Raw genomic sequence first — 23267 nt, 5'->3', positions numbered from 1 at the left:
AGTTTGGGAGAGGATGCCTGAAAGGCACGTCCCTTATGCGGATCACCGGGCTTGTTCGCAAGTGCAAAATGAAGGCGTTTGATGCAAATAACGCAACTTCCGATTACGTAAACGCAAAGAACCGCGTTTTCGGGCGATTTTGCGCTATGGCCTATGGTACCAAAGACCAATTTGCATAAAACTGCATTTTGCAGCGCAGCATTCTAACGGTCGCGTCGAAGCAGGCAAAGCGCCACACGATAGGTCGCCTGGCCTCCATGCGAATCGAATCGCGCGATCACCTGACGCATCTGGCCCGCGCTCAACGGACGATGACCGGCGCGCGGCACATCGGCGCCAATCCCGCGCAAATGGCGCAGAAACGCCCGTCCGCCGCCGCCCACCGACAGCGATATTTCGCGCACATCACATCCCATCGCGCGCAAATTCTGTGCCGATGGATATTCCGCCATGCCGCAGGGCAGATCGCCATGCGCCTCACGCCACTCGGCAAAACTGCCCGCGACCATCGTGGCAAAAGCCAGCGTTCCGCCCGGCGCCAGCAAGGTTTCCAATCGCCTCAGAGCACCGGCCAGATCATCGAACCATTGAAAGGCAAGGCTGGAGGTGATCAGGTCAAAGGGGCCGTCGATGTCGGGCACCTGACCATCCATCACGCGATAGGTGATCCCGCCCGTCCCGGCAAAACGCGCCCGCGCCCGCGCCAGCATGGCGGGCGACAGATCGGTCATGCACCATGCCGCCCCGTCCAGCATCGGCATCAGCGCCGCGCCCAGCAGCCCCGTGCCACAGCCGATTTCCAGCACGCGGCGCGCGTTGCCGCAACCCGCCTCGGCAATCCACCGGGCCAAGGCCTCGGCCACTTGCCGTTGCACCCCGGCATGGGCGTCATAATCCTGCGCCCGGCCAAAGGCGTCGGTAATCAGGCGGCCCGGCATCATCGCATAAACGCCTGGATATGCCCGGCGCACCATGCGGCCCGCGTAACCGGCAACATGTGCCCGCCATCGGGGCAAACCTGCGCCGCCACGCCGCCAAACGTCCTTTCGCGCAGAATGGCGGGCAACAGCGGATCATCCCCGGATTGCAGGACCAGCAAGGGCGCGCCATGCCCACCCGCCGCCGTTTGATCGCCCAGCAGTGCCAGATCGGCGCTCAGGCTTTCACGTGAAACAATCGGCGGGGCAGGGGGCGCATCAATGCCGGCGCGGAAATCATCCAGAACCCGCGCCGCATCCTGCGCAAAACGTTTGGCCATGCGCTCGACAATGCGGGGGGCGACGGCATCCGGCCCGCAGAAGCGGTCAAACCCGTTGATCGCCACCAGCGGCACGTCCGGCCACCGCCGCGCCAACAGCATAGCGCCCAACGAATGGCCGATCATCACATCAGGCCGCCCACAATCCGCCGCCGCGCCGAAATAGCCCCGATCCATGCGGATAATCTGACCCGGCAACATCGGTGCCAGCGCATCCCACACGCCCGCGTCAAAACCCCAGCCGTGGAGCAGGGCGATCCTCATCGCCCGATCCGCGCGGCAATGGCCTGCGCCAGGGCTTCGACATCGGCGCGCGCATGATCGGCATGCAGCGCCACGCGCAACCGGCTGGTGCCCGGCGGCACGGTGGGCGGGCGGATCGCCACGGCCAGCATGCCCGCCCGCGTCAGATCCTGCGCCAAGGCGACCGCCGCCTCGGCCTCGCCCACGATGACGGGGACGATCTGGGTGCTGCTGCGCTCTGTGCCGATCCCGGCATCGTTCAGATGCGCACGGAAAAAGGCGCCATGGTCGGCCAGAACCGTCCGTTCACGATCCATGTCGGGCACCAGATCGAGCGCTGCATCCACCGCGCCCAACATCGCGGGCGAGGGGGCCGTCGAAAAGATAAACCCTCCGCAGGCATTGACCAGATAGTCGATCAGCAACCGGCTGCCCGCGACATAGGCGCCCATCGCGCCCAGTCCCTTGCTGAACGTGCCCATGACCAGATCGATATCATGGCCATAGGTCAATCCGCGCCCCTGCGGACCCAGAACGCCGGTGGCATGGGCCTCGTCAACATAGAGGAACGCATCATGCGCTTTTGCCAGAGCCGACAGCGCGGCGACATCGGCCCGGTCGCCATCCATGCTGAACACGCTTTCGGTGACGATGATCTTTGGCCCGCCCTCGGCCTGTTCCAGCAATTGTGCCAGATGCGACAGGTCATTGTGGCGGAAACGGATCTGTCGATGCGCCGCTGAGCCCGCGTGCAAACTGCCATGGATCAGCCGGTCGGTGAAAAGCTGTGCCCCCGGCGCGGCCTTCAGCATCGCCGCCAGCACCGCCGCATTGCAATGCCACCCGCTGGGGAAGATCAGCGCGGCTTCCTTGCCCTTGAACCGGGCGATCTTTTCCTCGACCGCCAGATGCAGCGGATGCGTGCCCGTCACCAGCCGCGAGGCCGCCGAGCCTGCGCCATGGGCCAATGCCCATTCCGCGCTGCGCTGTGCCAGCAAGGGATGGCGCGAGAGGCCCAGATAATCATTGCTGGAAAAATCGACCAGCACCGCCCCATTGCGCAGCAAACGCCCCGCGCCCTGCGCCACCGTGGCGCGCAGGGCGCGCCGCTCTCCGCGCTGGTCTATGCGATCCAGCGCGGCGGCAAGCAGGTCTTCAAACGCCTTCAGACCATCTGCTCCAGCTTGACGCAGCCCTTGGGCATGGATTCGGCGGCAATTTCCGCATCGGTGCGCGTGACCGCCATCGGCTTGATGCCAAGGCGGGCGAACATCGCCATGTCATTGTCATCGCCCGCATTGGGCGCGGTCAGCAGCTTGTCGCCGGTGAAGATCGAATTGGCGCCCGCCATAAAGCACATGGCCTGGGTCATTTCCGACATGCTCTCGCGCCCTGCCGACAGGCGCACCATCGATCCGGGCATGGTGATGCGCGCCACCGCCACGGTGCGCACGAATTCCACGTCATCGATCTTGGCCAGCGGCGTATCGGCCAGCATATCGCCCAGCACCGTGCCCTTGACCGGGACCAGCGCGTTGATCGGCACGCTCTGCGGATGCGACGGCAGCGTGGCCAGCGTGTGGACAAAGCCCACGCGATCCTCACGCGTTTCGCCCATGCCGACGATCCCTCCGCTGCACACGTTGATGCCCGCGCGGCGCACCTGACCCAGCGTGTCGAGACGGTCGCTCATCTTGCGGGTGCTGGTGATTTCCTCGTATTTTTCGGGGCTGGTATCAATGTTGTGGTTGTAATAATCCAGCCCCGCATCGGCCAGCATATCGGCCTGCGCCGGGGACAGCATGCCCAGCGTCATGCAGGTTTCAAGGCCCATCGAACGCACGCCCTTCACCATTTCGATGATGGCGGGCATGTCGCGGTCCTTGGGGTTGCGCCATGCCGCGCCCATGCAGAAACGGCTGGACCCCTGATCCTTGGCGCGGGCGGCGGCTTGCAGGACCGACTGCACTTCCATCAGCTTGGTGGCCTTGACCCCGCTGTCGGCCTTGACGCTCTGGCTGCAATAGCCGCAATCCTCGACGCATCCGCCGGTCTTGATCGAGAGCAGCGTGGAGAGCTGCACCTCATTGGGGGCATGGTTTTCGCGGTGAACCTGCGCCGCGCGAAAGACCAGCTCGGTAAAGGGCAGGTCGAACAGGGCGGCAATTTCCTCGCGGGTCCAGTCATAACGCAGGTCGGCAGAAGCGGGGGCGGTCATTCAATCATTCTCCAATTCGGCGCGGCGCGGGGCATATTGGGCGATGGCCTGCGCATAATGGGGGGGCTGCCCTGCGCCTGCCTTCGCCGCCGTCCAGCGCCGATATGGTGGCCGCGATACGCCGGGTCCGCGCAAGGCTCAACCCATCAAGCGATGAAAGGGCCATCTCGATAGTGAGCGGGCCCGATCGTGAACCGGATCGCGCCCGTGTCAGGCAAATGGCGGGCGGATGGGACATGGCGCGGGTGATGCGTCAGGACGGGGGCGGCGTCCATGGTAATCTTGCAAATTTGCAAACCACTTCTTTGCAAAGGATGTGATCCTCTCCGATACGTATTCCTTTTAGCGTTGCCGTACTGAACGGGCTAAACCGGCCAACAAAGGAGATTTTTGCATGACCAAGCCCCCCATTGGCCGCGATACACAGCTTTGCATGTCCCTGTCGGGGCGTCCCGGCAATGCGGGATCGCGGCTGCATAACTGGCTTTATGAAGCGCTGGGGCTGGACTTTATCTACAAGAGCTTTTCGACGCGCGACCTGCCCGCGGCGGTGGGCGGGATCCGGGCGCTGAACATTCGCGGGTCGGCGGTGTCTATGCCGTTCAAGGAGGCGGTGATCCCGCTGCTGGACGCAATCGAACCCTCGGCAGCCGTGATCGAGAGCGTCAACACGATCGTCAATGATGACGGGCGACTGACGGGTTACAACACCGATTTCATCGCCGTGCGCGATCTGATCGCGGCCAGCGATGCCGATCCGGCCCAACCCTTTATCCTGCGCGGCAGCGGGGGCATGGCCAAGGCGGTGGTGGCGGCCCTGCGCGACCGGGGTTTTGCGCAAGGCACGATTGTTGCGCGCAATGAGGCGGCGGGCGGGGCACTGGCCGCGCAATATGGTTATACGTGGCGGGCCGATTTGCCGGAGGATGGCGCGCCTTTGCTGGTCAATGTCACGCCGTTGGGGATGGAAGGGGGCGATGCGGACATGCTGGCCTTTCCCCGCGCCATGATCGAGGATTGCGCCATCGCCTTTGACGTGGTGGCGCAGCCCGCGCAAACGCCCTTCATCATCGCGGCCGAGCAGGCGGGCAAGGCGATCATTTCGGGCGCCGAAGTCATCGTGCTGCAGGCCATCGAACAGTTCGAGCTTTACACCGGCATCCGCCCGTCGCCCGAACTGGTGATCGAGGCCACGCGCTTTGCCCATGGCGATGCGACGGCCGCGCGGTTGATGGCGGCGATTACCCGCTGATCACCCGCACGGCCAGAGCCGCCGCCGCCGCGCGGGTTTCCACGCCCAGCTTGACAAAGATCTGCTCCAGATGCTTGTTCACCGTGCGCGGCGAGATCGACAGGATCTCGCTGATCACGCGGTTGGGCTTGCCATAGCTGATCCAGAGCAGGACCTCGGCCTCGCGGCTGGTCAAACCATGGCGGCTTTGCAGCAGGGCGATATCGCTGGCCGGATTGACGTCGTTGAGGCGGACAAGCCATTCGGCCCCGCGCAATTGCGTCACCAACACCATTTCCAGCGTCGAATGCGGCAATTCCAGCCGGACGGTCGCCCCGCTTTCATCCGCGCGGGCAAGCCGGGCGAGCGATGCGCGCATGGCCGCAGGCGCCGGCCCGGGCATCGCGTCCCAATCGGGACAGCTTTCGGAAAGCAGGCTGCCCGCTTGCGGGGTCCACCACAGCAGATGTTCGTCACGCCCCATCGCGATCAGGTGCCGCCCGCTGGCATCCAGCGCCGCCTGACTGTCCTGTGCCAGTCGGGCATTGGCCATATGCACCCGGACCCGCGCCATCAATTCGTTGATGACCAAAGGTTTGCGCACATAGTCGACCCCGCCCGCCTCAAGCGCTGCCAACACATGTTCGCTTTCGGTCAGGCCGGTCATGAAAATGACGGGGACGCGGGCGCTGGCCGGGTTGCGTTTGAGGATGCGTGTGGCCTCGAACCCGCCGATGCCGGGCATGACCGCATCCATCAGGATCAGGTCGGGCACGATATGGGACAGCAGCGAAAGCGCCGCCTCGCCGCTGGTGGCGATCAGGACGCGGATGCCCTCCACCTCCAGCGTGTCGGCCAGAAAGCGCAGCGATTCGGGCGTATCATCCACCACCAGAACCGTATCGACATGCGGCAACGGGCTTTGCGCCACCAAGGGATCGTGGCGCATTATACGTTATCCTTGCCGGGGCTTTTGCCCTTTTGATAAAGCGCCAGTTCGGCGGCCAATTCGTTGAGATCGAACCGGTCGAGACAGGCCAGCAGCCGCTTGGCCAGCGGCGCGGCCTGCGGCACAGCGGCCTCCATCGCGCGCACCGATTTTTCCACGCCGCGCACATGGCCGATGCGCAAATCGCTTTCGATATCGCAAAGGAAGGGCAGGGCGGCCTCGGGCAGGATGTCGCGTTCGGGCGCGGTGTCGGGCGTTTCGGGTTCTTCGGACCGTCCCTGCCAATGCAGGCCCAGCAGGCTGCCCACCGCATCGATCAGCGCGTCCAGATCGACCGGTTTGATCAGGAACTGGTCATGGGCGATGAAACCCGCGCTGCCCTGTTGAATTTCATGCGCGTCGCCCGATACCATGACGATGCGTATGTCGGTGCCGCGCATCGCGCGCAGACGCCGCGCCACCTCCCATCCCGACAGGCCGGGCATGGTGACATCGAGCAGCACGAGTTCGGGCTGATGCTTTTGCGCCAGTTTCAGCCCATCATCGCCATTGTTGGCGAAATGGATGGTAAAGCCCAAAGGTTCGAGCAATCCGCGCAGCAGCGAGGTCTGATCCGGATCATCATCGATCAGCAGGACGCTGCGCGGCGGCCCGTCGAAACCGGTGATGTCGCGGGTGCTTTTGACCTCCTGCACACTGGCCTGCACCGGGCTGAGCATCAGGCGGACGGTAAAGGTCGTGCCCACGCCCGGTTCGCTGGTCACGGCCAGATCGCCGCCAAGGATGTGGACCAATGCCTGCGTAATGGCCAGGCCCAGACCGATGCCCTTTTGCCGCTGCGCCTCGGGGTGGGTGCCGCGTTCAAAGGGGGCAAAGATTTTATCCAGATCGGCCTTTTCGATGCCGATGCCGGTGTCGGCGATGGTAAAGGTCATCACTTGCGAACGATAGGACACGCCAAAGGTGATCTGGCCCGCCTTGGTAAACTTGATCGCGTTCGAAAGCAGGTTGATCAGGATCTGGCGCAGGCGTTTTTGATCGGTGCGCACGAATTCGGGCAGGTTGCCCTGTTTGTCGTAAACCAGTTTCAGCCCGCGCGATTGGGCCTGCGGGCGGAACATGCTGGCGATCTGGTCCAGAAAGCTTTTCAGCCGCACCGTGTCATTCGACAGGCGCAGTACCCCGCTTTCGACATGGCTGATGTCAAGCAGGCCTTCGACCAGATTGGTCAGATGTTCGGACGACCGCCGGATGATGCGCGCCGCCTCGATGGGGGCAATATCATGCCCGCGTTCCAGCAATTGGGCATAGCCATAGATCGAATTGAGCGGCGAGCGGATCTCGTGGCTGACCGAAACCAGATAGCGGCTTTTGGCGGCATTGGCGGCCTCGGCTGATTCCTTGGCCTGATGCAATTCCTCCAGCGTGGCATTATGGGCGGCGACTTCGGCCTGAAGGCTGGAGACATGATGTTCCGCCTCGGCCAGAGCGGAGCGGCGGCTTTCATGCGCCAGCACGATCAGCCAGCCCAGCACCCCGCCCAGCAAAAGCAGCAGCACCAGCGTGACGCCCAGAATGGTGCGCACCGCCGGCAGGCTTTCGGGCAGAATACGCTGGCTCATTTCCCAATAGACCGCGCCAACGATGCCGGTCATCACCCCCGAGAGCACCACCATGACCAGCACGAACTGGCCCAATGTGGTGTTCACCTTGCCCGACAAGGGTTCAGGCACCATTGCACTCACGGCATCCACCATTTGTTGGGTGGCGCGGGCACGCGGTTTGCACCGGTCGTGGCATCGCGCCTCCAGCGTGCAGCACAGGGAACAGATCGCCCCCTTGTGCAGCGGACAATGCGCCATATCGGGCGCTTCGAAGGCATTTTCGCAGATGGTACAGCTTTGCAGCCCTTGGGGCTGATCCTGCGCCACGCGGGCAAAATAGAACCGGCCCCGCGTCACCGCCGCCAGAACCGGCGCCGCGACAAAGGCCACCACCAATGCGATCAAGGGCGCAAAGGCTTCGGCCACCGCCCCCAGCAATCCCCCATTGGCCAGCATCGATGCCACCATCGACAAAGCCAGCGCCCCCACGCCCACCGGGTTGATGTCGTAAAGATGGGCGCGCTTGAACTCGATGGTGCGGGGCGACAGGCCCAAAGGTTTGGACACCATCAAATCGGCCGACAGCGCCCCGATCCACCCCGCCGCGATACAGGCATAAATCGGCAGCACCGCCGCAATCGTGCCCATCACCCCTGTTTCCATCAGCAACAGGGCGACAATCACATTGAACGCGATCCACACCACACGTCCGGGGTGACTGTGCGTCAGGCGGGCAAAGAAGTTCGACCAAGCAATCGACCCGGCATAGGCATTGGTGACGTTGATCTTCATCTGGGCCACAATTACCAGCAGTCCGGCCAGCGCTAGCCCCACCCGGCCATCGCCCGCCATGCGGGTAAAGACATGGTGGAACATGGCGATCGGGCTGGATGCCGCCTCCGCATCCCATCCGCCCGACAGCACCAGCCAGGCCAGCGCGCTGCCCAGCATCAGCTTGACCGCGCCGATCAGGCTCCACCCCGGCCCCGCCAGCATGACCGCCCCCCACCAGCGCCAGCGCCCGACCTTTTCCACCGGCGGGGTAAAGCGCAGATAGTCGGCCTGTTCACCAATCTGGGGCAGGAGCGAAAGCAACGTCGAAACCGCAAGCCCAAAGGGCACCAGCGACAGGCCGCGATGCGCGCCATCCATCCCGGCAAAATGGCTCCACCCGGCCATGACCGCGCCATTATCGGCCCAGATCAGCCAGATTATCGGCGCCATTTGCAACGCGATCCACAAGCCTTGCGTGGCATGTTGAAACCGCGTGATCGCGCTCATCCCGTAAACCGCCACCGGGATCACCACCAGCGCGCAGGCCAGATAGGCCAGCGGCAGCGCCATGCCGGTCATCGCCACCAGCGCGCTGGCCATGATTGTCGCCTCGACCGCAAAGAGCAGGAAGGTGAAGGAGGCATAGATCAGCGAGGTCAGCGTCGATCCGATATAGCCAAACCCGCCCCCGCGCGTCAGCAGGTCGATGTCCAGCCCATACCGCGCCGCCGCAATGGCAATTGGCGCGCCCAGCACAAACATGATCGCCACCGTAAAGCCGATGGCCGCCATCGCATTGGCAAAGCCGAAATTGAGCGTTATGCCCGCCCCGATCGCCTCACACGCCAGAAAGGCGCAGGCCCCGATCGCCGTGCCGGCCACGCGGCCCGCGCTCCACCGCCGCGCCGAAATCGCGGTATAGCGCAGCGCGTAATCCTCCATGGTCTCGCTGGCCACCCATTGGTTATAGGCCCGCTTTTCATGAAGGATGTGATCAAGGTTCACAGGCGGCCTCAGACCGTGTCGCGCCCCGGCAATCCGCCGGTTTTCACGATAAAGGCGATGATGTCGGCAAGGCCGATGTTGTCCTTTAAATTGGTAAAGAGAAAGGGCCGGTCCCCGCGCATTTTCCTTGCATCGCGGTCCATCACGCCCAAATCGGCGCCCACCAAAGGGGCAAGGTCGATCTTGTTGATGACCAAAAGATCGCTGCGTGTAATGCCGGGGCCACCCTTGCGCGGGATCTTGTCGCCCGCCGAAACGTCGATGACATAGATCGTGATATCGGCCAGTTCGGGGCTGAAGGTCGCGGCCAGATTGTCACCGCCGCTCTCGATAAATACGATCTCAAGCCCGGGAAAGCGTTTGGCCATGTCATCGACCGCGGCCAGATTGATGCTGGCATCCTCGCGGATGGCGGTGTGGGGGCAACCGCCCGTTTCCACCCCCATGATGCGTTCGGGCACCAGCGCGCCGGAACGGGTCAGAAACTCGGCATCCTCGCGCGTGTAAATGTCATTGGTGATGGCCGCGATATTATAGGCATCGCGCATCGCCTTGCACAGGCGGTCGGTCAGGGCGGTTTTGCCCGAACCCACCGGGCCGCCGATACCGACGCGCAAAGGGCCATTTACGGAAGTCATGAGCGGAACAGCCTTGTATAAAGGGTTTCGTGATGAAAACTGGCCAGTTCAAGCAGCGGGGCCGCCGTGCCCAGATCATCGAGCGGACAGGACAGCGCAGCCCCGACAATCGCGGGTAGGCGGGTGGACAGGGCCGCCATCGCCAATTGCCCGTCGGTTTGCCCCAAAGGCACCAGACGCACTCCGGCAGACACCAGATTGGCCGCGGTGGCATGCAAAAACCCATGGATCGCGGCGACTTCACCCACGCCATGCGCGGCGCAGGCCAGAGCAAAGACCGCGCCATGGGCCACCGGATGGTCCCCCCACCGCGCGGCAAATTCGTCCAGCGCCGCATGCGGCCACGCCCGGCGCACGACGGACAGAAAGGCCGATCCCTGCTGGCGGCTTTCCAGCGCGGTTTCGCTGCTCGACCGGAATGCGGTGGCCAATTCGGCGATGGCGTCAAACGCGGCGGGATCATGCGCGGCGCGCATCGCATGGGCGATTAACACAGCATCGACCCAGCCACCGCCATGCGCCACCACCGCGCCCGCGTAATCGACCAATTCGCCCCAGCGCCGCACAGCGCCGGTTTCAACGGCGGTTTCCAGCCCATGGCTATAGGTATAGCCGCCAATGGGCAGCGAGGGCGATGTCCACGCCAGCAGGAGATGGAGCGCGCCTTCAGTGAGCATGATGGTGATGCCCGTGATCGTGATGATGGTCGTGATGATGATCGTGCCCTTCATCCCCGGCATAGGCGCCGCCTTCGGGGGTAAAGGGTGCATCGACCATCGACACATCCGCGCCCAGGCCGACCAGCATGTCGAAAATCACCCCGTCACGGCGCAACAGCACATGATCCTCGTGAATTTCGGCGGTCAGGTGACGATTGCCGATGTGCCAGGCCAATTTGACCAGTTCGAGCGGCGAGGAGGCGCGCACCAGCATCAGCGCCTCGGGCACGGCCTGAACCAGCACCACACGCCCATCGGACAGGCGCAACCCGTCCCCATGGCGCAACAGCACCGCACGCGGCAGATCCAGCACGAAATCCGTGCCATGATCCGCGATATAGCGATAGCGGCGGCGGTGGCGCGCATCATAATCCAGCGTGATATGGTCGCAGGCCGTCGCCCGGTCCCATGATCCGGCGGGCAGAACGTCATGCGCAACAAGATCGGTCAAGAAGCGGCCTTTCAGAACAGGAAATAACGCTGGGCAAAGGGCAATTCGCTGGCCGGTTCACAGGTCAGCAATTCGCCATCGGCGCGCACTTCATAGGTTTCGGGATCGACCTCGATATGGGGCAAGGCGGCATTGTGGATCATCGACGCCTTGGAAATCCCGCCTCGCGTGTTGGTGACGGCCTCCAACGGGCGTTCCAGACCCAGACGTTCCGCAATCCCCTCGGCCACCCCGGCGGCGGACACGAAATGCAGCGAGGATTGCACCCCCGCCCGGCCCAGTGCGCCGAACATCGGGCGGTAATGCACCGGCTGGGGCGTCGGGATCGAGGCATTGGGATCGCCCATCGGCGCGGCGGCGATGCTGCCGCCCTTGATGATCATATCGGGTTTGGCGGCAAAGAAGGCGGGCGACCACAGCACCAGATCGGCCAGTTTGCCCACCTCGACCGATCCGACGACATGCGAAATGCCATGGGCGATGGCCGGGTTGATCGTATATTTGGCGATATAGCGCCGCGCCCGGTTGTTGTCATCGTCCCCATCGCCCGCCAGGCTCCCGCGCTGCACCTTCATCTTATGCGCGGTTTGCCAGCAGCGGATGATCGTTTCGCCCACGCGCCCCATCGCCTGACTGTCGGACGACATCATCGAAAACGCGCCAAGGTCGTGCAGGATATCCTCCGCCGCAATGGTTTCGCGGCGGATCCGGCTTTCGGCAAAGGCCACATCCTCGGCAATGCGCGGGTCGAGGTGGTGGCACACCATCAGCATGTCGAGATGTTCGTCCAGCGTGTTGACCGTATAGGGCCGCGTCGGATTGGTCGACGACGGCAACACATGGGGCAGGCCCGCGACGCGGATGATGTCGGGCGCATGGCCTCCGCCCGCACCCTCGGTATGGAATGCGTGGATGGTGCGCCCTTTGAACGCGTCAATCGTGCTTTCGACAAAGCCGCTTTCATTAAGAGTGTCGGTGTGCAGCGTGACCTGAATGTCGTAATCATCGGCCACCGACAGACAGCAATCGATGGCCGCAGGCGTGGTGCCCCAATCCTCGTGCAGTTTGAGCCCGCAGGCCCCCGCGCGGATCATTTCCTCCAGCGCGGCGGGGTGGCTGGCGTTGCCCTTGCCGAACAGGCCGAAATTCATCGGCAGCGATTCGAGCGATTGCAGCATCCGCCCGATATGCCATGCGCCCGGCGTGCATGTGGTGGCCAGCGTGCCATGCGCCGGCCCCGTGCCCCCGCCCAGCATCGTGGTGATGCCCGAGTTCAGCGCATCTTCGACCTGTTGCGGACAGATGAAATGGATATGGGCGTCGATCCCGCCCGCCGTGATGATCCGCCCTTCGCCCGCAATGATTTCGGTGCCGGGGCCGATGGGGATGGTCACGCCGGGTTGAGTGTCGGGATTGCCCGCCTTGCCGATGGCGCTGATCCGGCCATCGCGGATGGCGATGTCGGCTTTGACCACGCCCCAATGGTCAAGGATCACGGCATTGGTGATGACCGTGTCGGGCGCGCCATCGGCCCGCGTCATCTGGGATTGGCCCATGCCGTCGCGGATCACCTTGCCGCCGCCGAATTTCACCTCCTCGCCATAGGTGGTGAAATCGCGTTCGACCCGGATCAGCAGCGCCGAATCGCCCAGCCGGATACGGTCGCCCACCGTCGGCCCGAACATGGCGACATAGTTGGCGCGGGGGATGGACACCGGCATGTTACAGATCCCCCATCACGGCGCCGCGAAACCCAATGACCCGACGCGCACCGGCATAGGGGATCAGGCGGATCTCGCGCGACTGTCCGGGTTCGAAACGGATCGCGGTGCCGCTGGCAATGTCGAGCCGCATGCCGCGTGCGGCGGCCCGGTCGAAATCCAGCGCTGGGTTGACCTCGGCAAAGTGATAATGGCTGCCCACCTGTACCGGGCGGTCGCCGGTGTTGGCGACGGTCAGCGTGATGGCGATGCGCCCTTCGTTGAGAAGGATGTTGCCCGGCGCGGGGATGATTTCGCCCGGAATGATTTTGGACATGCCCATCACGCTCACCGGATCGGCTTGTGGACGGTCACCAGCTTGGTGCCGTCGGGAAAGGTGGCTTCGACCTGAATCTCGTGGATCATTTCGGCAATGCCTTCCATCACCTGATCGCGGGTGATGACATGGCCGCCGCTGGCCATCAGATCAGCCACGGATTTGCCGTCACGCGCGCCTTCGACGACATGTTCGGTGATCAATGCGATGGCTTCGGGATGATTAAGCCGCACCCCGCGTTCGAGCCGGCCGCGCGCCACCATCGCGGCCATCGCGACAAGCAGCTTGTCCTTCTCCCGTGGCGTCAATTGCATGGACCATCCCCCTTAACATGTCCAAAGCGCCGGCAATTGCGCGGGCAGGCCAAAGACTGCCGCGCGCATGGCACATACTGCCCGCATCACCCGCCCCCGCAGGTTTTGCGCATCATCCGCGATCCAGCGCATCAGCAGGATCCCGTCAAAGCAACTGGCCCCGGCAAAGGGGCCATCGGCCAGATCGCGGGCCAGATCGAGATGATCGCCCGCCCCCGGTCCGGCATAGATCAGCGTGGCCATGGCCCGCGCTCCGGCAAAGCCGAAAGGCTGGGCCGCCGCCCCGGCAATATCGCCCGCCACATGCAATCCGTCGGCCCAGATCAGCCGCCCGTCGCGCCGGATGCGCCAGGCGTCATGGATCAGCCCTTGTGTAAACGCCTCACCCATCGCGCTGCGCCCCAGCACCAGCGTTTCGACCGCCAGCAAGGCGCCCGTGCCCGCCAGATCGGCGTCCAGACGGCGGCGCAGGCGCGTGCCTTCAAACAGGATCGCTTCCTGTCCCAGCCATTCACAGCGGCCCGCGTCACCCACGGTAATACTGGTTTCTACCCGAATGTCGGGGTCTTCGGGCAACACGCGATAGAGCTTTTCAGCCGCCTGTGTCGAAACCGTGCCGCAGGCCCCCGCCGCCACGCCGATTTCCACCCGCACATGGTCGCCGCCCGTCAGGCCCCCGCTGGTGGTCAGCGATACGGCCAGCGGAAATTCCCCCGCGCCCGCCACCGGAAACAACAGGCGCGAAGGCGCACGTTGATAGATATCGGCAATGCCATTGGCCCCGAACAGAACGCGTGCATGGCCCGAAAGCCTTTGATGGCGCGTCCTATTGATGGCGGGGTTCATGTTCATTGCATCCATGATGCGCGCCCTGTTGTCCCACGCCATGAGTGGTTTGACGTATCGGTTTTGCGCAAGATCACGCAGGGGTTATTTCGTGCCCGCTGGTTTGGGATGGGGGCCGAAATTGGGGTCGATCTTTTCCGCCTTGTCGGCTTTCAGCGCGGCCTCATAGGCGCCCGGCTGGCCATGATCGGTGGTTAACGGGGACAGGTAATTGGGGTCGCTGATGCCCTTTTTGCGCATGGCCACACCCGTCAGACAGGCATGCATGATGAAATTGGCGTTAAGCGCGCTGCGATAGGTGGGGTCAAGGATCGGGGCCAGTTCGACGATTTCAAAGCCCACCAGATCGTTTTCCGCACACAGGCGGCGCACAATGGGAATGGCCTCGCGCATGGTTAACCCACCCGGCACCGGCGTGCCCGTTCCCGGTTCAAAGGCCGGGTCCAGAACGTCCACGTCAAACGAGACATAGAGCTTTTTATTGCCCTCACGCGCCTCTTTCAACGCGCGCTCCATCGTGGCGGCCCAGCCGTTTTTCTCGATTTCGGGCATTGCGTGATAGCGGATGCCATTGTTGCGCATCCATTCGAATCCTTCCGCGCTGGGCCATGGGCCGCGCAGGCCGACCTGAATATAGTTCTTGCCCGCGACATGGCCTTCCTTGATCGTGCGATAAACCGGTGCGCCATGGGTCAGGAAATGGTCGCGCCCGCGCCCCGCATCGTAATGCGAATCGAAATGGACGACCCCGAAACTGGCCTTGCCATGTACATCGGCAAGGCCCGCGGTATCGGCATATTCAAGGCTGTGGTCGCCACCGATGATGAAGGGGATGGCCCCGGTCCGCGCGATTTGCGCCACGCGTTCGCGCACATGCTGGACGCTGCGCTCGGTGCTCATGTTGTCGATGGCAATATCGCCCGCATCGGCCAGATTGAGGACCGCCGAAGGATCGACCAGCGTGTACATGTCGATGCCGCCCGCGCCATATTGGCTGCGCATGGCGTTGGGGCCGCCCTTGGCCCCGCGATAGCCCGAACCCATGTCCAGCGGCGCGCCGACCATCGCCACATCCACTTTGCCCGCGACCAGATCTTCGGGATAGACCGCCACCGGCGCGCCTGCGAAAGTGGCGATGCCGCCCGCATAAACACCCCCGGTGCCGCCGCCCCCGCCGCCGCGCTGATAATAGGACAGGTTGATCGGGCCAGGGTCACGCTTGGGGTCCAGAAAAGCCGGGCGGCGCAATTTCCAGTTGTTGTAGCCCTCGGCGCTGGTGTCGAAATATTCGGCCTCCAGATCGCGGCCCGGTTTGAATTTGCCCGCTTCGACCAATTCCATCATGCCATCGGCATAGGCCTCGATTTCCTTGGCATTCTTATCCTTCAACCGCATCAACAGCTTGTCCCAGCTGCCGACGATGCCCTCGGCCTTGTCCGACAACAGGAATTCGCGCTTTTCCTTGGGTAGCGTCTTGAGCTTGCCCTCCAGCCATGCCGGAGGGGTGGGGCGTTCGGGATCGGCGCTGACCGAAATGGCGGTGGCGCTGGCCGCGATCATCAGTGCGGCGATGCAGATATGTTTAAAGCTCATGGAAATCCCCCCATTCCCGGTTTCAGGCGACAAAACCCGCCACGCGCTCACACATCCAGAAAGCGCCGATCATGCCCGCACCATAGAGCGCGGCCAGACGCATCGGCCGGTCCGCCCCCACTCGCGACAGGCTGGAAAAGGTCAGCAGCAGCGCGCCCACAAACAGCAATTGTCCGCATTCCACGCCCAGATTGAAGAACAGCAGCGCCGGCATCTTCTCCCCCTGCGCCACGCCCAATTCGCCCAGCACCGTGGCAAAACCCAGCCCGTGCAGCAGGCCAAAGGCGGAAACCACCGTGACATGGCGCGCAAAACCATGGGTCACACCGCGCAGCGCCATCAGCGCCTCTCGCGCCATAAAGGTGATGGACAGGGCGATGGCCGCCTCCACCGGGGGTACAGGCGCATGGACCAGATCGAAAAAGGCCAGCCCCAGCGACAGCGAATGGCCCAGCGTGAAGGCCGTGATCAGCGACACAAGCTGTCGCCCGCGTGCCAGCAAGGCAAGGCACAGGACAAAGCACAGATGGTCCCAACCCATCCAGATATGCCACACGCCCTGCATCATGAATGCGCGGGCGATGTCACCGATCGAGCGGGCGCTGGCCGCCGCTTCGCCCACGGGCAGGACAAGGCCTGTGTCGCCGCCCGAAAGGCTGCGATCGACGCCCGCGCCCAGAACCGAGCTGGAGAAACGCGCGCCATCGACCTTCCACGGCGTTGCGATCACATCATCGGGGCGAAAGGCGCGGTTGCAGGAAAAGCTGATGGCGATCTGGACATTGGCGCCCACGCCTTGACGCGTCATGGCGGTCTGATGGCAACCATCGGGCAATGTCACATCGCCGGGCCGCGCCAGCGATTGGGGCAGGTTGATCGAGAGGTCATAGGCATGTTCGCCTGTTGCCGCTTCGGCCCGCGACAGGGCGACATCGGCGCCCAGGAAAATATCCGCCCGCGCCAGACCAGGTATGGCCAGCAGCAGGAAAAACAGCGCTTTAACGATCCGCGACATCATATTTCTCCTGCAATTGGGCGATATGGGCATTCACGGCGCGGGCGGTCTGATCCATCGCCCAATCCTGCGCCACCTGCGCCCGCACCTCGCCAAAGCTCAGACGGCGGGCGGGGCTTTGGCCCTGTTTCAACACGAAGTGATAGCCGCGCGGGCCGGCCAAAGGCCCGATCCAGCGCCCCGTTGGCGCGTTCTGCAATGCGTTCAGGACGCTCTGACCAAACAGGCCGCGCAGCATGGAAAATCCGTAATCGGGCAGGCGGCTGCCCATCCAGAAATCGTCGCCCTTGACCGCTTCACCCCGGTTCAGCCGGGCCAGAATATCCGCGCCATCACGCGGCGGGGCGGCGAAATAGACCTGCGCCATGCTGATACGCGGTTCGGCGCGGTATCGGTCCTGATGCGTGGCATAGAAATCGACCAGATCTTCCTCGCCCGGATCACCCGGCGCGCCCGCAATGGCATAGCGTTGTTTGTCGATCATCCTTTTGCGGATTTCCGGATCGGTCAATTCGACATGGCGGGCCAAAGCCTCGCGGAACAGCAATTCATCCGCGATCCAGTCGGATTTCATCTTCGCTGCCTCGCCCGGATTGGGGCGGCGGCCGGTCGCGGCCTCGAATTCGGCGGCGTCGCTGGCGGCCATGGCGGGCGTATAGGCGATTGGCGGATGGCGCCATGCCTCCACCCCGGCATAGGCGGCAAACAGCAAGGCACCGACGCCCGCGCAGATCACCAGCGGATCACGCAACGCCTTTTTCCATGCCACCTTGCGTTTGAATTGCCCGGCCCCATCGAGCCAGCCCATAACCTTGCCTGTCGCCACCCCTCGGCCCCCCGATCGCCAGCTTTTGCCGGGATTTTGTAACCCGCAAACGGGCCGCAACATCCTACGTCAAATGACGAATGGTTGGTCAAAGGGCTTGGGATAGCCTTTCGGGGGATAGCCTCTGGCGCATCAGAGGATTCAGGCAGGGGGCTTGGATGACGATCTCCGTTCAAACGTGGAATAGGGCGAAACAGGGCTTGCTTTTGGCGGGCGTCGCGGTGGTGTTGGCGGCGTGCAAGGGCGGGGGCGATGCGCCTGCGGGTGACGGCGTTTCGGTGGGCGTGCTGCAATCGCTGACCGGCACGATGGCGATTTCGGAAATCACGGTCAAAAACGCCGAAATGCTGGCGATCGAGGAGATCAATGCCAGCGGCGGCGTGTTGGGCAAAAAGATCAATGCCGTGATCGAGGATGGCGCGTCCGATCCTTCGACCTTTGCGCAAAAGGCGTCCAAGCTGATCGAGAGCGACCATGCCGTCACGGTGTTCGGCGGCTGGACTTCGGCAAGCCGCAAGGCGATGTTGCCGGTGTTCGAGCGGACCAGGAACCTGTTGTGGTATCCGGTCCAGTTCGAGGGCAATGAATGTTCGCAGAGCATCATGTACTCGGGCGCCCAGCCCAACCAGCAGGCTCTGCCCGCGCTGGAATGGGCGGTGAAGCAGGGGTACAAGACCTTCTTCCTGATCGGCAGCGATTATGTCTATCCGCGCACGGCCAATCTGATCCTGAAAAAGCATATTGAGAAGGATGGGCTGACCGTTCTGGGCGAAAGCTATGTGCCGTTGGGGGGCACCGATTTTTCCGGCGTGATCGCCAAAATCGCACAGGCCAAACCCGCGATCATCATCAACACATTGAACGGCGATTCCAACGTCGCCTTTTTCAAACAGATGGCGGCGGCCGGGCTGGACCCCAAAAAGATTCCGGTCATGAGCTTTTCCATCGGTGAACAGGAGGCCCAGGCCATGGGTACCGCTCTGGTCGAGGGATCCTATGCCAGCTGGAACTATTTCCAGAGCCTGCCGGGCGCGGAAAACGCCAAATTCATTGACGCCTATCGAAAGAAATATGGCGCCGATGCGGCCATCACCGATCCGATGATCCACGGCTATCTGGACGTTTACGCGTGGAAAGCGGCGGTGGAAAAGGCCGCATCCTTTGACCCGCAGGCCGTGCGCAAGGCGGTGGCGGGACTGGGCGCCTTTTCGACGCCCATGGGCATGGTCTCTTTTGCCCCGAACCAGAGCCTGATCCAGAAAGCCTATATCGGTAAGTTGAAGGCCGATGGTCAATTCGAGATCATCGCCGACAGCGGCAAGGATATTTCGCCCGAACCCTATGATCCGGTTGCCTTTCCGGGCAAGGTCTGCAAGCTTTAACCGGCGTGCTGTTTCTGGCGCAACTTTTCAACGGGGCTTCGCTGGCCTCGTTGTATCTGTTGGCGGCGCTGGGCTTGGCGCTGTCGTTCGGGCTGATGCGCGTGATCAACATGGCGCATGGCGAAATGCTGATGTTGGGCGGTTATCTGGCCTATCTCACCTTGCAGGTGGTGCCGGGGCCGTTGGGAATCGTGGTGGCGATGCCGGTTGCCTTTGTGGGCGCCGCACTGGTGGGGGCACTGGTGCAAGGCGCGCTGATAAGGCGTTTGTCGGCAAGGCCGCTCGATACGTTGCTGGCGACTTGGGGGGCAAGTCTCGTCGTGCAACAGGGGGCGCGCGATATTTTCGGTGCCATTGGCGTCGAGGTTCGCGCACCCGAATGGCTGGGTGGTGGCGTGGCGCTGGGGGCAGTTTTGCTGCCCACCACCCGGCTGTTCATAATCCTTGTCGCTTTGCTGGTTCTGGGCGGGCTGAGTCTGATCCTGCGCTATACGCGGATCGGCCTGTTGGTGCGCGCGGTCAATCAGGACCGGATGATGGCATCGGCCTGCGGCATTGATGTGGGGCGGGTTGATCTGGTGGTCTTCTGCCTTGGGTCGGGCATTGCGGGTCTGGCCGGGGTCATGCTGGCGCTGTTGGGGCCGGTGACGCCCAATGTCGGACAATCCTATATTATTCCCGCCTTTCTGGTGGTGGTGATGGGGGGGCTTGGCTCGATTGTCGGCACATGCGTGGCCGCCGTGGTGTTGGGGCTTTTCGTCGCGCTGGCGCAGGTTTTTGTCGATGTGTCGGTGGCGCAGATGCTGCTGCTGATCTTTGTCGTCCTGTTCATCCAGATCCGCCCGCAAGGGGTGGTTTCCGTCAAGTCGAGGGCGCTTGATGCGTAGATTTGCACCTTGGGCGCTGTTGCTGGCCGGGGCGGTGATGCCGCTGGTGCTGTCGGATTATTCGACCAATCTGCTGGCGCGCTTTCTGGCCATGGGAATCGTGGCGCTGGGCATTGCGTTGACATGGGGGCATGGCGGCATCTTGTCGCTGGGTCAGGGGGTGTTCTTTGGCCTTGGCGGCTATGCCATTGCCATGCACATCAAACTGGCCGATCTGCCCATGGGCGAAATTCCCGATTTCATGGTGTGGAGCGGGCGGGAGACCTTGCCGATATGGTGGGTGCCGTTCCAATCGGGCGCCTTTGCGATTGTCGCGGCGTTGGTCGTGCCGGGATTGTTGGCGGCGGGGTTTGGCTGGGCGGTGTTTCACCGGCGGGTGTCGGGCACCTATTTCTCGCTGATCACACAGGCACTGGCGCTGGCCTTTGCCACGTTGATCATCAGCCGACAGGATGTGACGGGGGGGTTTAACGGCCTCACCAATTTCACATCCTTGTTTGGGTTCTATTTTTCCGATCCCATGGTGGGGCGCGGGCTATACTGGCTGACGCTGGCTTTGCTGGTGGCTGCCTTCGTCGGGGTGAGGGCGCTGCTGGCCTCGCGCTTTGGCATGTTGTTGCGCGCGGCGCGAGACGGGGAAAACCGGGTGCGGTTTCTGGGTTATGATCCGGTGCCGTTCAAGGTGGTGGCCTTTGCCGTGGCCGCGATGCTTTCGGCGCTGGGCGGGGCCTTGTTCACGTTGCATGCGGGGGTGATTTCGCCCGCGTTGATCGGGGTGGTGCCATCGATCGAGATGGTGGTCTGGGTGGCGATCGGCGGGCGGATGAGCCTGCCCGGCGCAATTGTCGGGGCGCTGGCGGTCAATCTGGCGCGGGACGCAATTTCCAGCGTGATGCCCGCGGCATGGCCCTATGCGATGGGCATGGCCTTTATCCTTGTGGTCACGATGTTGCCGCAGGGGCTGGCGGGTCTGAAATGGGCATCAGCACGAAAGGTCGGCACATGAGCGAGGCGACCCATGACCTGCTGCTGGCCGTTGACGGGGTGGTGGTCGATTATTCCGGCTTCAAGGCGCTCGACGGCTTTTCCCTGACGCTGGGCCGGGGCGAAGTGCGGGTGGTGATCGGCCCCAATGGCGCGGGCAAATCGACCCTGTGCGACACGATCATCGGGCGGGTGCGCCCGACATCGGGCCGCGTGGTGTTTCGCGGCGAAGAGATCCAGCGTATGCCCGAACAGGACATCGTCGCGCGCGGCATTTGCCGCAAGTTTCAGGCGCCCGGCGTCCTGCCCACGTTGAGCGTGCGGGACAATGTGGCTCTGGCCGCGCGCAAGGACCGGCGCTGGTGGAAAAGTCTGGGCTTTGGCATTCCCGCCTCCGAACGCGAAAATGTCGAGGCGATCCTGATGCAAGTGGGCCTGTCCGATCTGGCCGATATGCCCGCCGGGGAATTGGCGCATGGGCAAAAGCAATGGCTGGAAATCGGCATGGTGCTGGCGACGGGGGCCGAACTCATCCTGCTGGACGAACCGACGGCGGGCATGGGGCCGGCCGAAACGCGGCGCACGGCGGAACTGATCCGGGGCCTTGGGGCGGATCATACGGTGTTGGTGATCGACCATGACATGAGCTTTGTCGAGCAACTCAACGCCAAGGTGACGGTGATGCATCAGGGCAAATTCCTGTGTCAGGGGTCGATTGCCGAGGTGCGCGCCGATCCGGCGGTGGCGGCGGTCTATCTGGGGCATGGGGCATGAGCGGGCTGCTCGACATTGCGGGCCTTTGCGCGGCCTATGGGCAAAGTCAGGTGTTGTGGGACATCGACCTGACCTTGGCCAGGGGTGAGGTGATGGCGCTGATCGGGCGCAACGGGGTGGGCAAGACGACCTTGCTGCACGCCATCATGGGCACGCGGGGGTCGACGGGGCGTATCCTGCTGGACGGAGAGCCGGTGCCCGCCAGCGCGCATGGCCGTGCGCGCGCCGGGATCGGTTTCGTGCCGCAGGGGCGGCATGTCTTTCCGCAATTGACGGTTCAGGAAAATCTGGAAACCGGCCTTTCGGCGGCGGGGGGCAATGCGGCGGGGGGCAGGGCGCGTCTGCCCGATTACCTTTTCGAACTTTTCCCCAAACTGGCCGAAATCCGGGGGCGCGCCGCCGGTTTCCTGTCGGGCGGAGAGCAGCAGCAATTGGCCATCGCCCGTGCGTTGGCGGGCGGGCCGCGCCTGCTACTGCTGGACGAACCGACAGAGGGGATCCAGCCCAATGTGGTGCAGCAGATCGAGGCGGCGCTGGTGCGGGTGCGCGATGAATTGGGCATGACGGTGCTGGTGGTCGAACAATATCTCGATTTCGTCTGGCGCTTTGCCGACCGCTATGCCGCGATGCAGGGCGGGCGGATCATCGAGACCGGCGCGGTGGCGGATAAAAGCGCGGCGGATGTGGCGCATTTGGTGCAGATCTGATGCGCGCATGGTTGCGCGATCCGTTGCTGTGGTTTGCGGTGGCGGGCGTGGCGCTGTTCGGCGGATGGCAGGCGTTCGGGCATCGGGAAAACCGCATCGACCTGTCCGCTGCGGCGCAGGCGGCCATGGCGTCCGACTATGCCGCCATGGCGGGCCATCAGCCCGGCGAGGCCGAGAAGCAAAAGCTGATCCGGCGCGAGGTGGATGACGAAGTCCTGCTGGCCGAAGGGGTGCGGCGGGGGCTGCATCTGTCCGACCGCGCCATACGCGAGCGGATTATCGAGCGGATGCGCATGGAATTGGCCCCCCACCCCGCCGAACCAGGCGAGGATGATCTGCTGGCCTTTTATGCCGAGCATGCCGGGGCCTATGTCGTCGAACCGGCGATCAGTTTCGACCAGATCTATTTTGCGCGGCCCCCCGCCGATCCGGCGCGGGTTCTGGCGCAATTGCGGGCGGGGCGGGGTGTCGCGGGCGATGATTTCTGGATGGGGCGGCAAATGCCTCGTTATGGCGAAAGCATGATTTCGGGCATGTTCGGCCTGGGCTTTCTGGACGCGATCCGAAAACAGCCGGTGGGCCAATGGGCAGGCCCCGTGATGTCGCAGCGCGGCGCCCATTTCGTGCGTGTCAACGCTCGTTTTGCGCCCGCCCCACGCTCCTATGCCGATGTGCGTGATCTGGTGCGACAGGACTGGATCACGGCGCAGGCCAATCGCGCATTGGAAAGCGCGCTGGGCAAGCTGCGTCAGGGCTATGACATCCATGTCGAAGGGCGGGAAAAGGGCTGAAACCCGCCCCGCTACGTCAAA

General features: G+C 63.5%; 23 protein-coding genes. 7 read left to right on the top strand and 16 right to left on the bottom strand.

Annotation, left to right across the window (positions count from 1 at the left end; genetic code table 11):
- Positions 1–203: 203 nt before the first annotated feature.
- The 4 genes from ACZ9HU_RS15315 to bioB are packed head-to-tail and all read right to left on the bottom strand — an operon-like array spanning position 204 to position 3719.
- Positions 204–941: a methyltransferase gene (locus ACZ9HU_RS15315; RefSeq protein ID WP_476106091.1), complete on the bottom strand. Its 738-nt coding sequence runs from the start codon at positions 939–941 to the stop codon at positions 204–206.
- The gene (locus ACZ9HU_RS15310) at positions 938–1522 is read right to left on the bottom strand and encodes an alpha/beta fold hydrolase (RefSeq protein WP_476106090.1); all 585 of its coding nucleotides are present in this window, start codon (positions 1520–1522) and stop codon (positions 938–940) included. Before ACZ9HU_RS15310 ends, ACZ9HU_RS15315 begins: the two co-directional genes overlap by 4 nt.
- Positions 1519–2670: an aminotransferase class I/II-fold pyridoxal phosphate-dependent enzyme gene (locus ACZ9HU_RS15305; protein WP_476106139.1), complete on the bottom strand. Its 1152-nt coding sequence runs from the start codon at positions 2668–2670 to the stop codon at positions 1519–1521. The genes ACZ9HU_RS15310 and ACZ9HU_RS15305 overlap by 4 nt, the downstream gene beginning before the upstream one ends.
- A complete protein-coding gene (gene bioB, locus ACZ9HU_RS15300) occupies positions 2667–3719 on the bottom strand; it encodes a biotin synthase BioB (protein WP_476106088.1) in 1053 nt (350 codons plus the stop codon). Before bioB ends, ACZ9HU_RS15305 begins: the two co-directional genes overlap by 4 nt.
- A 394-nt stretch (positions 3720–4113) precedes the next feature.
- Between bioB and ACZ9HU_RS15295 the strand changes: the two genes are divergently transcribed.
- Positions 4114–4971: a shikimate 5-dehydrogenase gene (locus ACZ9HU_RS15295; protein ID WP_476106087.1), complete on the top strand. Its 858-nt coding sequence runs from the start codon at positions 4114–4116 to the stop codon at positions 4969–4971.
- Here ACZ9HU_RS15295 and ACZ9HU_RS15290 read toward each other — a convergent pair.
- From ACZ9HU_RS15290 to ACZ9HU_RS15235, 12 genes are all read right to left on the bottom strand, one after another.
- Entirely contained in the window at positions 4961–5899 is a 939-nt protein-coding gene (locus ACZ9HU_RS15290; protein WP_476106086.1) for a response regulator, read from the bottom strand. The two genes, ACZ9HU_RS15295 and ACZ9HU_RS15290, sit on opposite strands and share 11 nt — an antisense overlap.
- The gene (locus ACZ9HU_RS15285) at positions 5899–9282 is read right to left on the bottom strand and encodes a hybrid sensor histidine kinase/response regulator (RefSeq protein WP_476106085.1); all 3384 of its coding nucleotides are present in this window, start codon (positions 9280–9282) and stop codon (positions 5899–5901) included. Before ACZ9HU_RS15285 ends, ACZ9HU_RS15290 begins: the two co-directional genes overlap by 1 nt.
- An 8-nt stretch (positions 9283–9290) precedes the next feature.
- Positions 9291–9920 (bottom strand): urease accessory protein UreG, encoded by a 630-nt coding sequence (gene ureG, locus ACZ9HU_RS15280; RefSeq protein ID WP_476106084.1) that lies wholly within the window; start codon positions 9918–9920, stop codon positions 9291–9293.
- The gene (locus tag ACZ9HU_RS15275) at positions 9917–10660 is read right to left on the bottom strand and encodes an urease accessory protein UreF (RefSeq protein ID WP_476106083.1); all 744 of its coding nucleotides are present in this window, start codon (positions 10658–10660) and stop codon (positions 9917–9919) included. The genes ureG and ACZ9HU_RS15275 overlap by 4 nt, the downstream gene beginning before the upstream one ends.
- Complete coding sequence (locus ACZ9HU_RS15270) at positions 10587–11090, bottom strand: urease accessory protein UreE (protein ID WP_476106082.1); 504 nt, start codon at positions 11088–11090, stop codon at positions 10587–10589. Before ACZ9HU_RS15270 ends, ACZ9HU_RS15275 begins: the two co-directional genes overlap by 74 nt.
- An 11-nt stretch (positions 11091–11101) precedes the next feature.
- Entirely contained in the window at positions 11102–12811 is a 1710-nt protein-coding gene (ureC, locus tag ACZ9HU_RS15265) for an urease subunit alpha (RefSeq protein WP_476106081.1), read from the bottom strand.
- A 1-nt stretch (position 12812) separates the two neighbouring features.
- Positions 12813–13127, bottom strand: a complete 315-nt coding sequence (locus tag ACZ9HU_RS15260) for an urease subunit beta (RefSeq protein WP_476106080.1) — start codon at positions 13125–13127, stop codon at positions 12813–12815.
- A gap of 11 nt (positions 13128–13138) precedes the next feature.
- On the bottom strand, positions 13139–13441 hold the full coding sequence (locus ACZ9HU_RS15255) for an urease subunit gamma (RefSeq protein WP_476106079.1): 303 nt from the start codon (positions 13439–13441) through the stop codon (positions 13139–13141).
- 12 nt (positions 13442–13453) lie between these two features.
- Complete coding sequence (locus ACZ9HU_RS15250; RefSeq protein ID WP_476106078.1) at positions 13454–14302, bottom strand: urease accessory protein UreD; 849 nt, start codon at positions 14300–14302, stop codon at positions 13454–13456.
- A gap of 69 nt (positions 14303–14371) precedes the next feature.
- Complete coding sequence (locus ACZ9HU_RS15245) at positions 14372–15880, bottom strand: agmatinase family protein (protein WP_476106077.1); 1509 nt, start codon at positions 15878–15880, stop codon at positions 14372–14374.
- Positions 15881–15902: 22 nt separating this feature from the next.
- Entirely contained in the window at positions 15903–16895 is a 993-nt protein-coding gene (locus ACZ9HU_RS15240) for a HupE/UreJ family protein (protein ID WP_476106076.1), read from the bottom strand.
- Positions 16879–17721: a peptidyl-prolyl cis-trans isomerase gene (locus ACZ9HU_RS15235; protein WP_476106075.1), complete on the bottom strand. Its 843-nt coding sequence runs from the start codon at positions 17719–17721 to the stop codon at positions 16879–16881. The genes ACZ9HU_RS15240 and ACZ9HU_RS15235 overlap by 17 nt, the downstream gene beginning before the upstream one ends.
- Before the next feature lie 158 nt (positions 17722–17879).
- Between ACZ9HU_RS15235 and urtA the strand changes: the two genes are divergently transcribed.
- Genes urtA through ACZ9HU_RS15205 form a run of 6 tightly spaced genes read left to right on the top strand, consistent with a single transcriptional unit; the run spans position 17880 to position 23246 of the window.
- Positions 17880–19103: an urea ABC transporter substrate-binding protein gene (urtA, locus tag ACZ9HU_RS15230; protein ID WP_476106074.1), complete on the top strand. Its 1224-nt coding sequence runs from the start codon at positions 17880–17882 to the stop codon at positions 19101–19103.
- Between the two features lie 5 nt (positions 19104–19108).
- Positions 19109–19990, top strand: coding sequence for an urea ABC transporter permease subunit UrtB (gene urtB / locus ACZ9HU_RS15225; RefSeq protein WP_476106073.1), 882 nt, complete (start codon positions 19109–19111; stop codon positions 19988–19990).
- Entirely contained in the window at positions 19983–20996 is a 1014-nt protein-coding gene (gene urtC / locus ACZ9HU_RS15220) for an urea ABC transporter permease subunit UrtC (RefSeq protein ID WP_476106072.1), read from the top strand. Before urtB ends, urtC begins: the two co-directional genes overlap by 8 nt.
- Entirely contained in the window at positions 20993–21748 is a 756-nt protein-coding gene (gene urtD, locus ACZ9HU_RS15215; RefSeq protein WP_476106071.1) for an urea ABC transporter ATP-binding protein UrtD, read from the top strand. Before urtC ends, urtD begins: the two co-directional genes overlap by 4 nt.
- The gene (locus ACZ9HU_RS15210) at positions 21745–22455 is read left to right on the top strand and encodes an ATP-binding cassette domain-containing protein (protein ID WP_476106070.1); all 711 of its coding nucleotides are present in this window, start codon (positions 21745–21747) and stop codon (positions 22453–22455) included. Before urtD ends, ACZ9HU_RS15210 begins: the two co-directional genes overlap by 4 nt.
- Entirely contained in the window at positions 22455–23246 is a 792-nt protein-coding gene (locus ACZ9HU_RS15205; protein ID WP_476106069.1) for a peptidyl-prolyl cis-trans isomerase, read from the top strand. The genes ACZ9HU_RS15210 and ACZ9HU_RS15205 overlap by 1 nt, the downstream gene beginning before the upstream one ends.
- The last annotated feature ends 21 nt before the right edge of the window (positions 23247–23267 follow it).

The organism is Novosphingobium sp. Sphag1I, from assembly GCF_056279125.1.
Note: the sequence above shows the minus strand (reverse complement) of the source record. Positions and strands in the feature narration are given on the sequence as shown.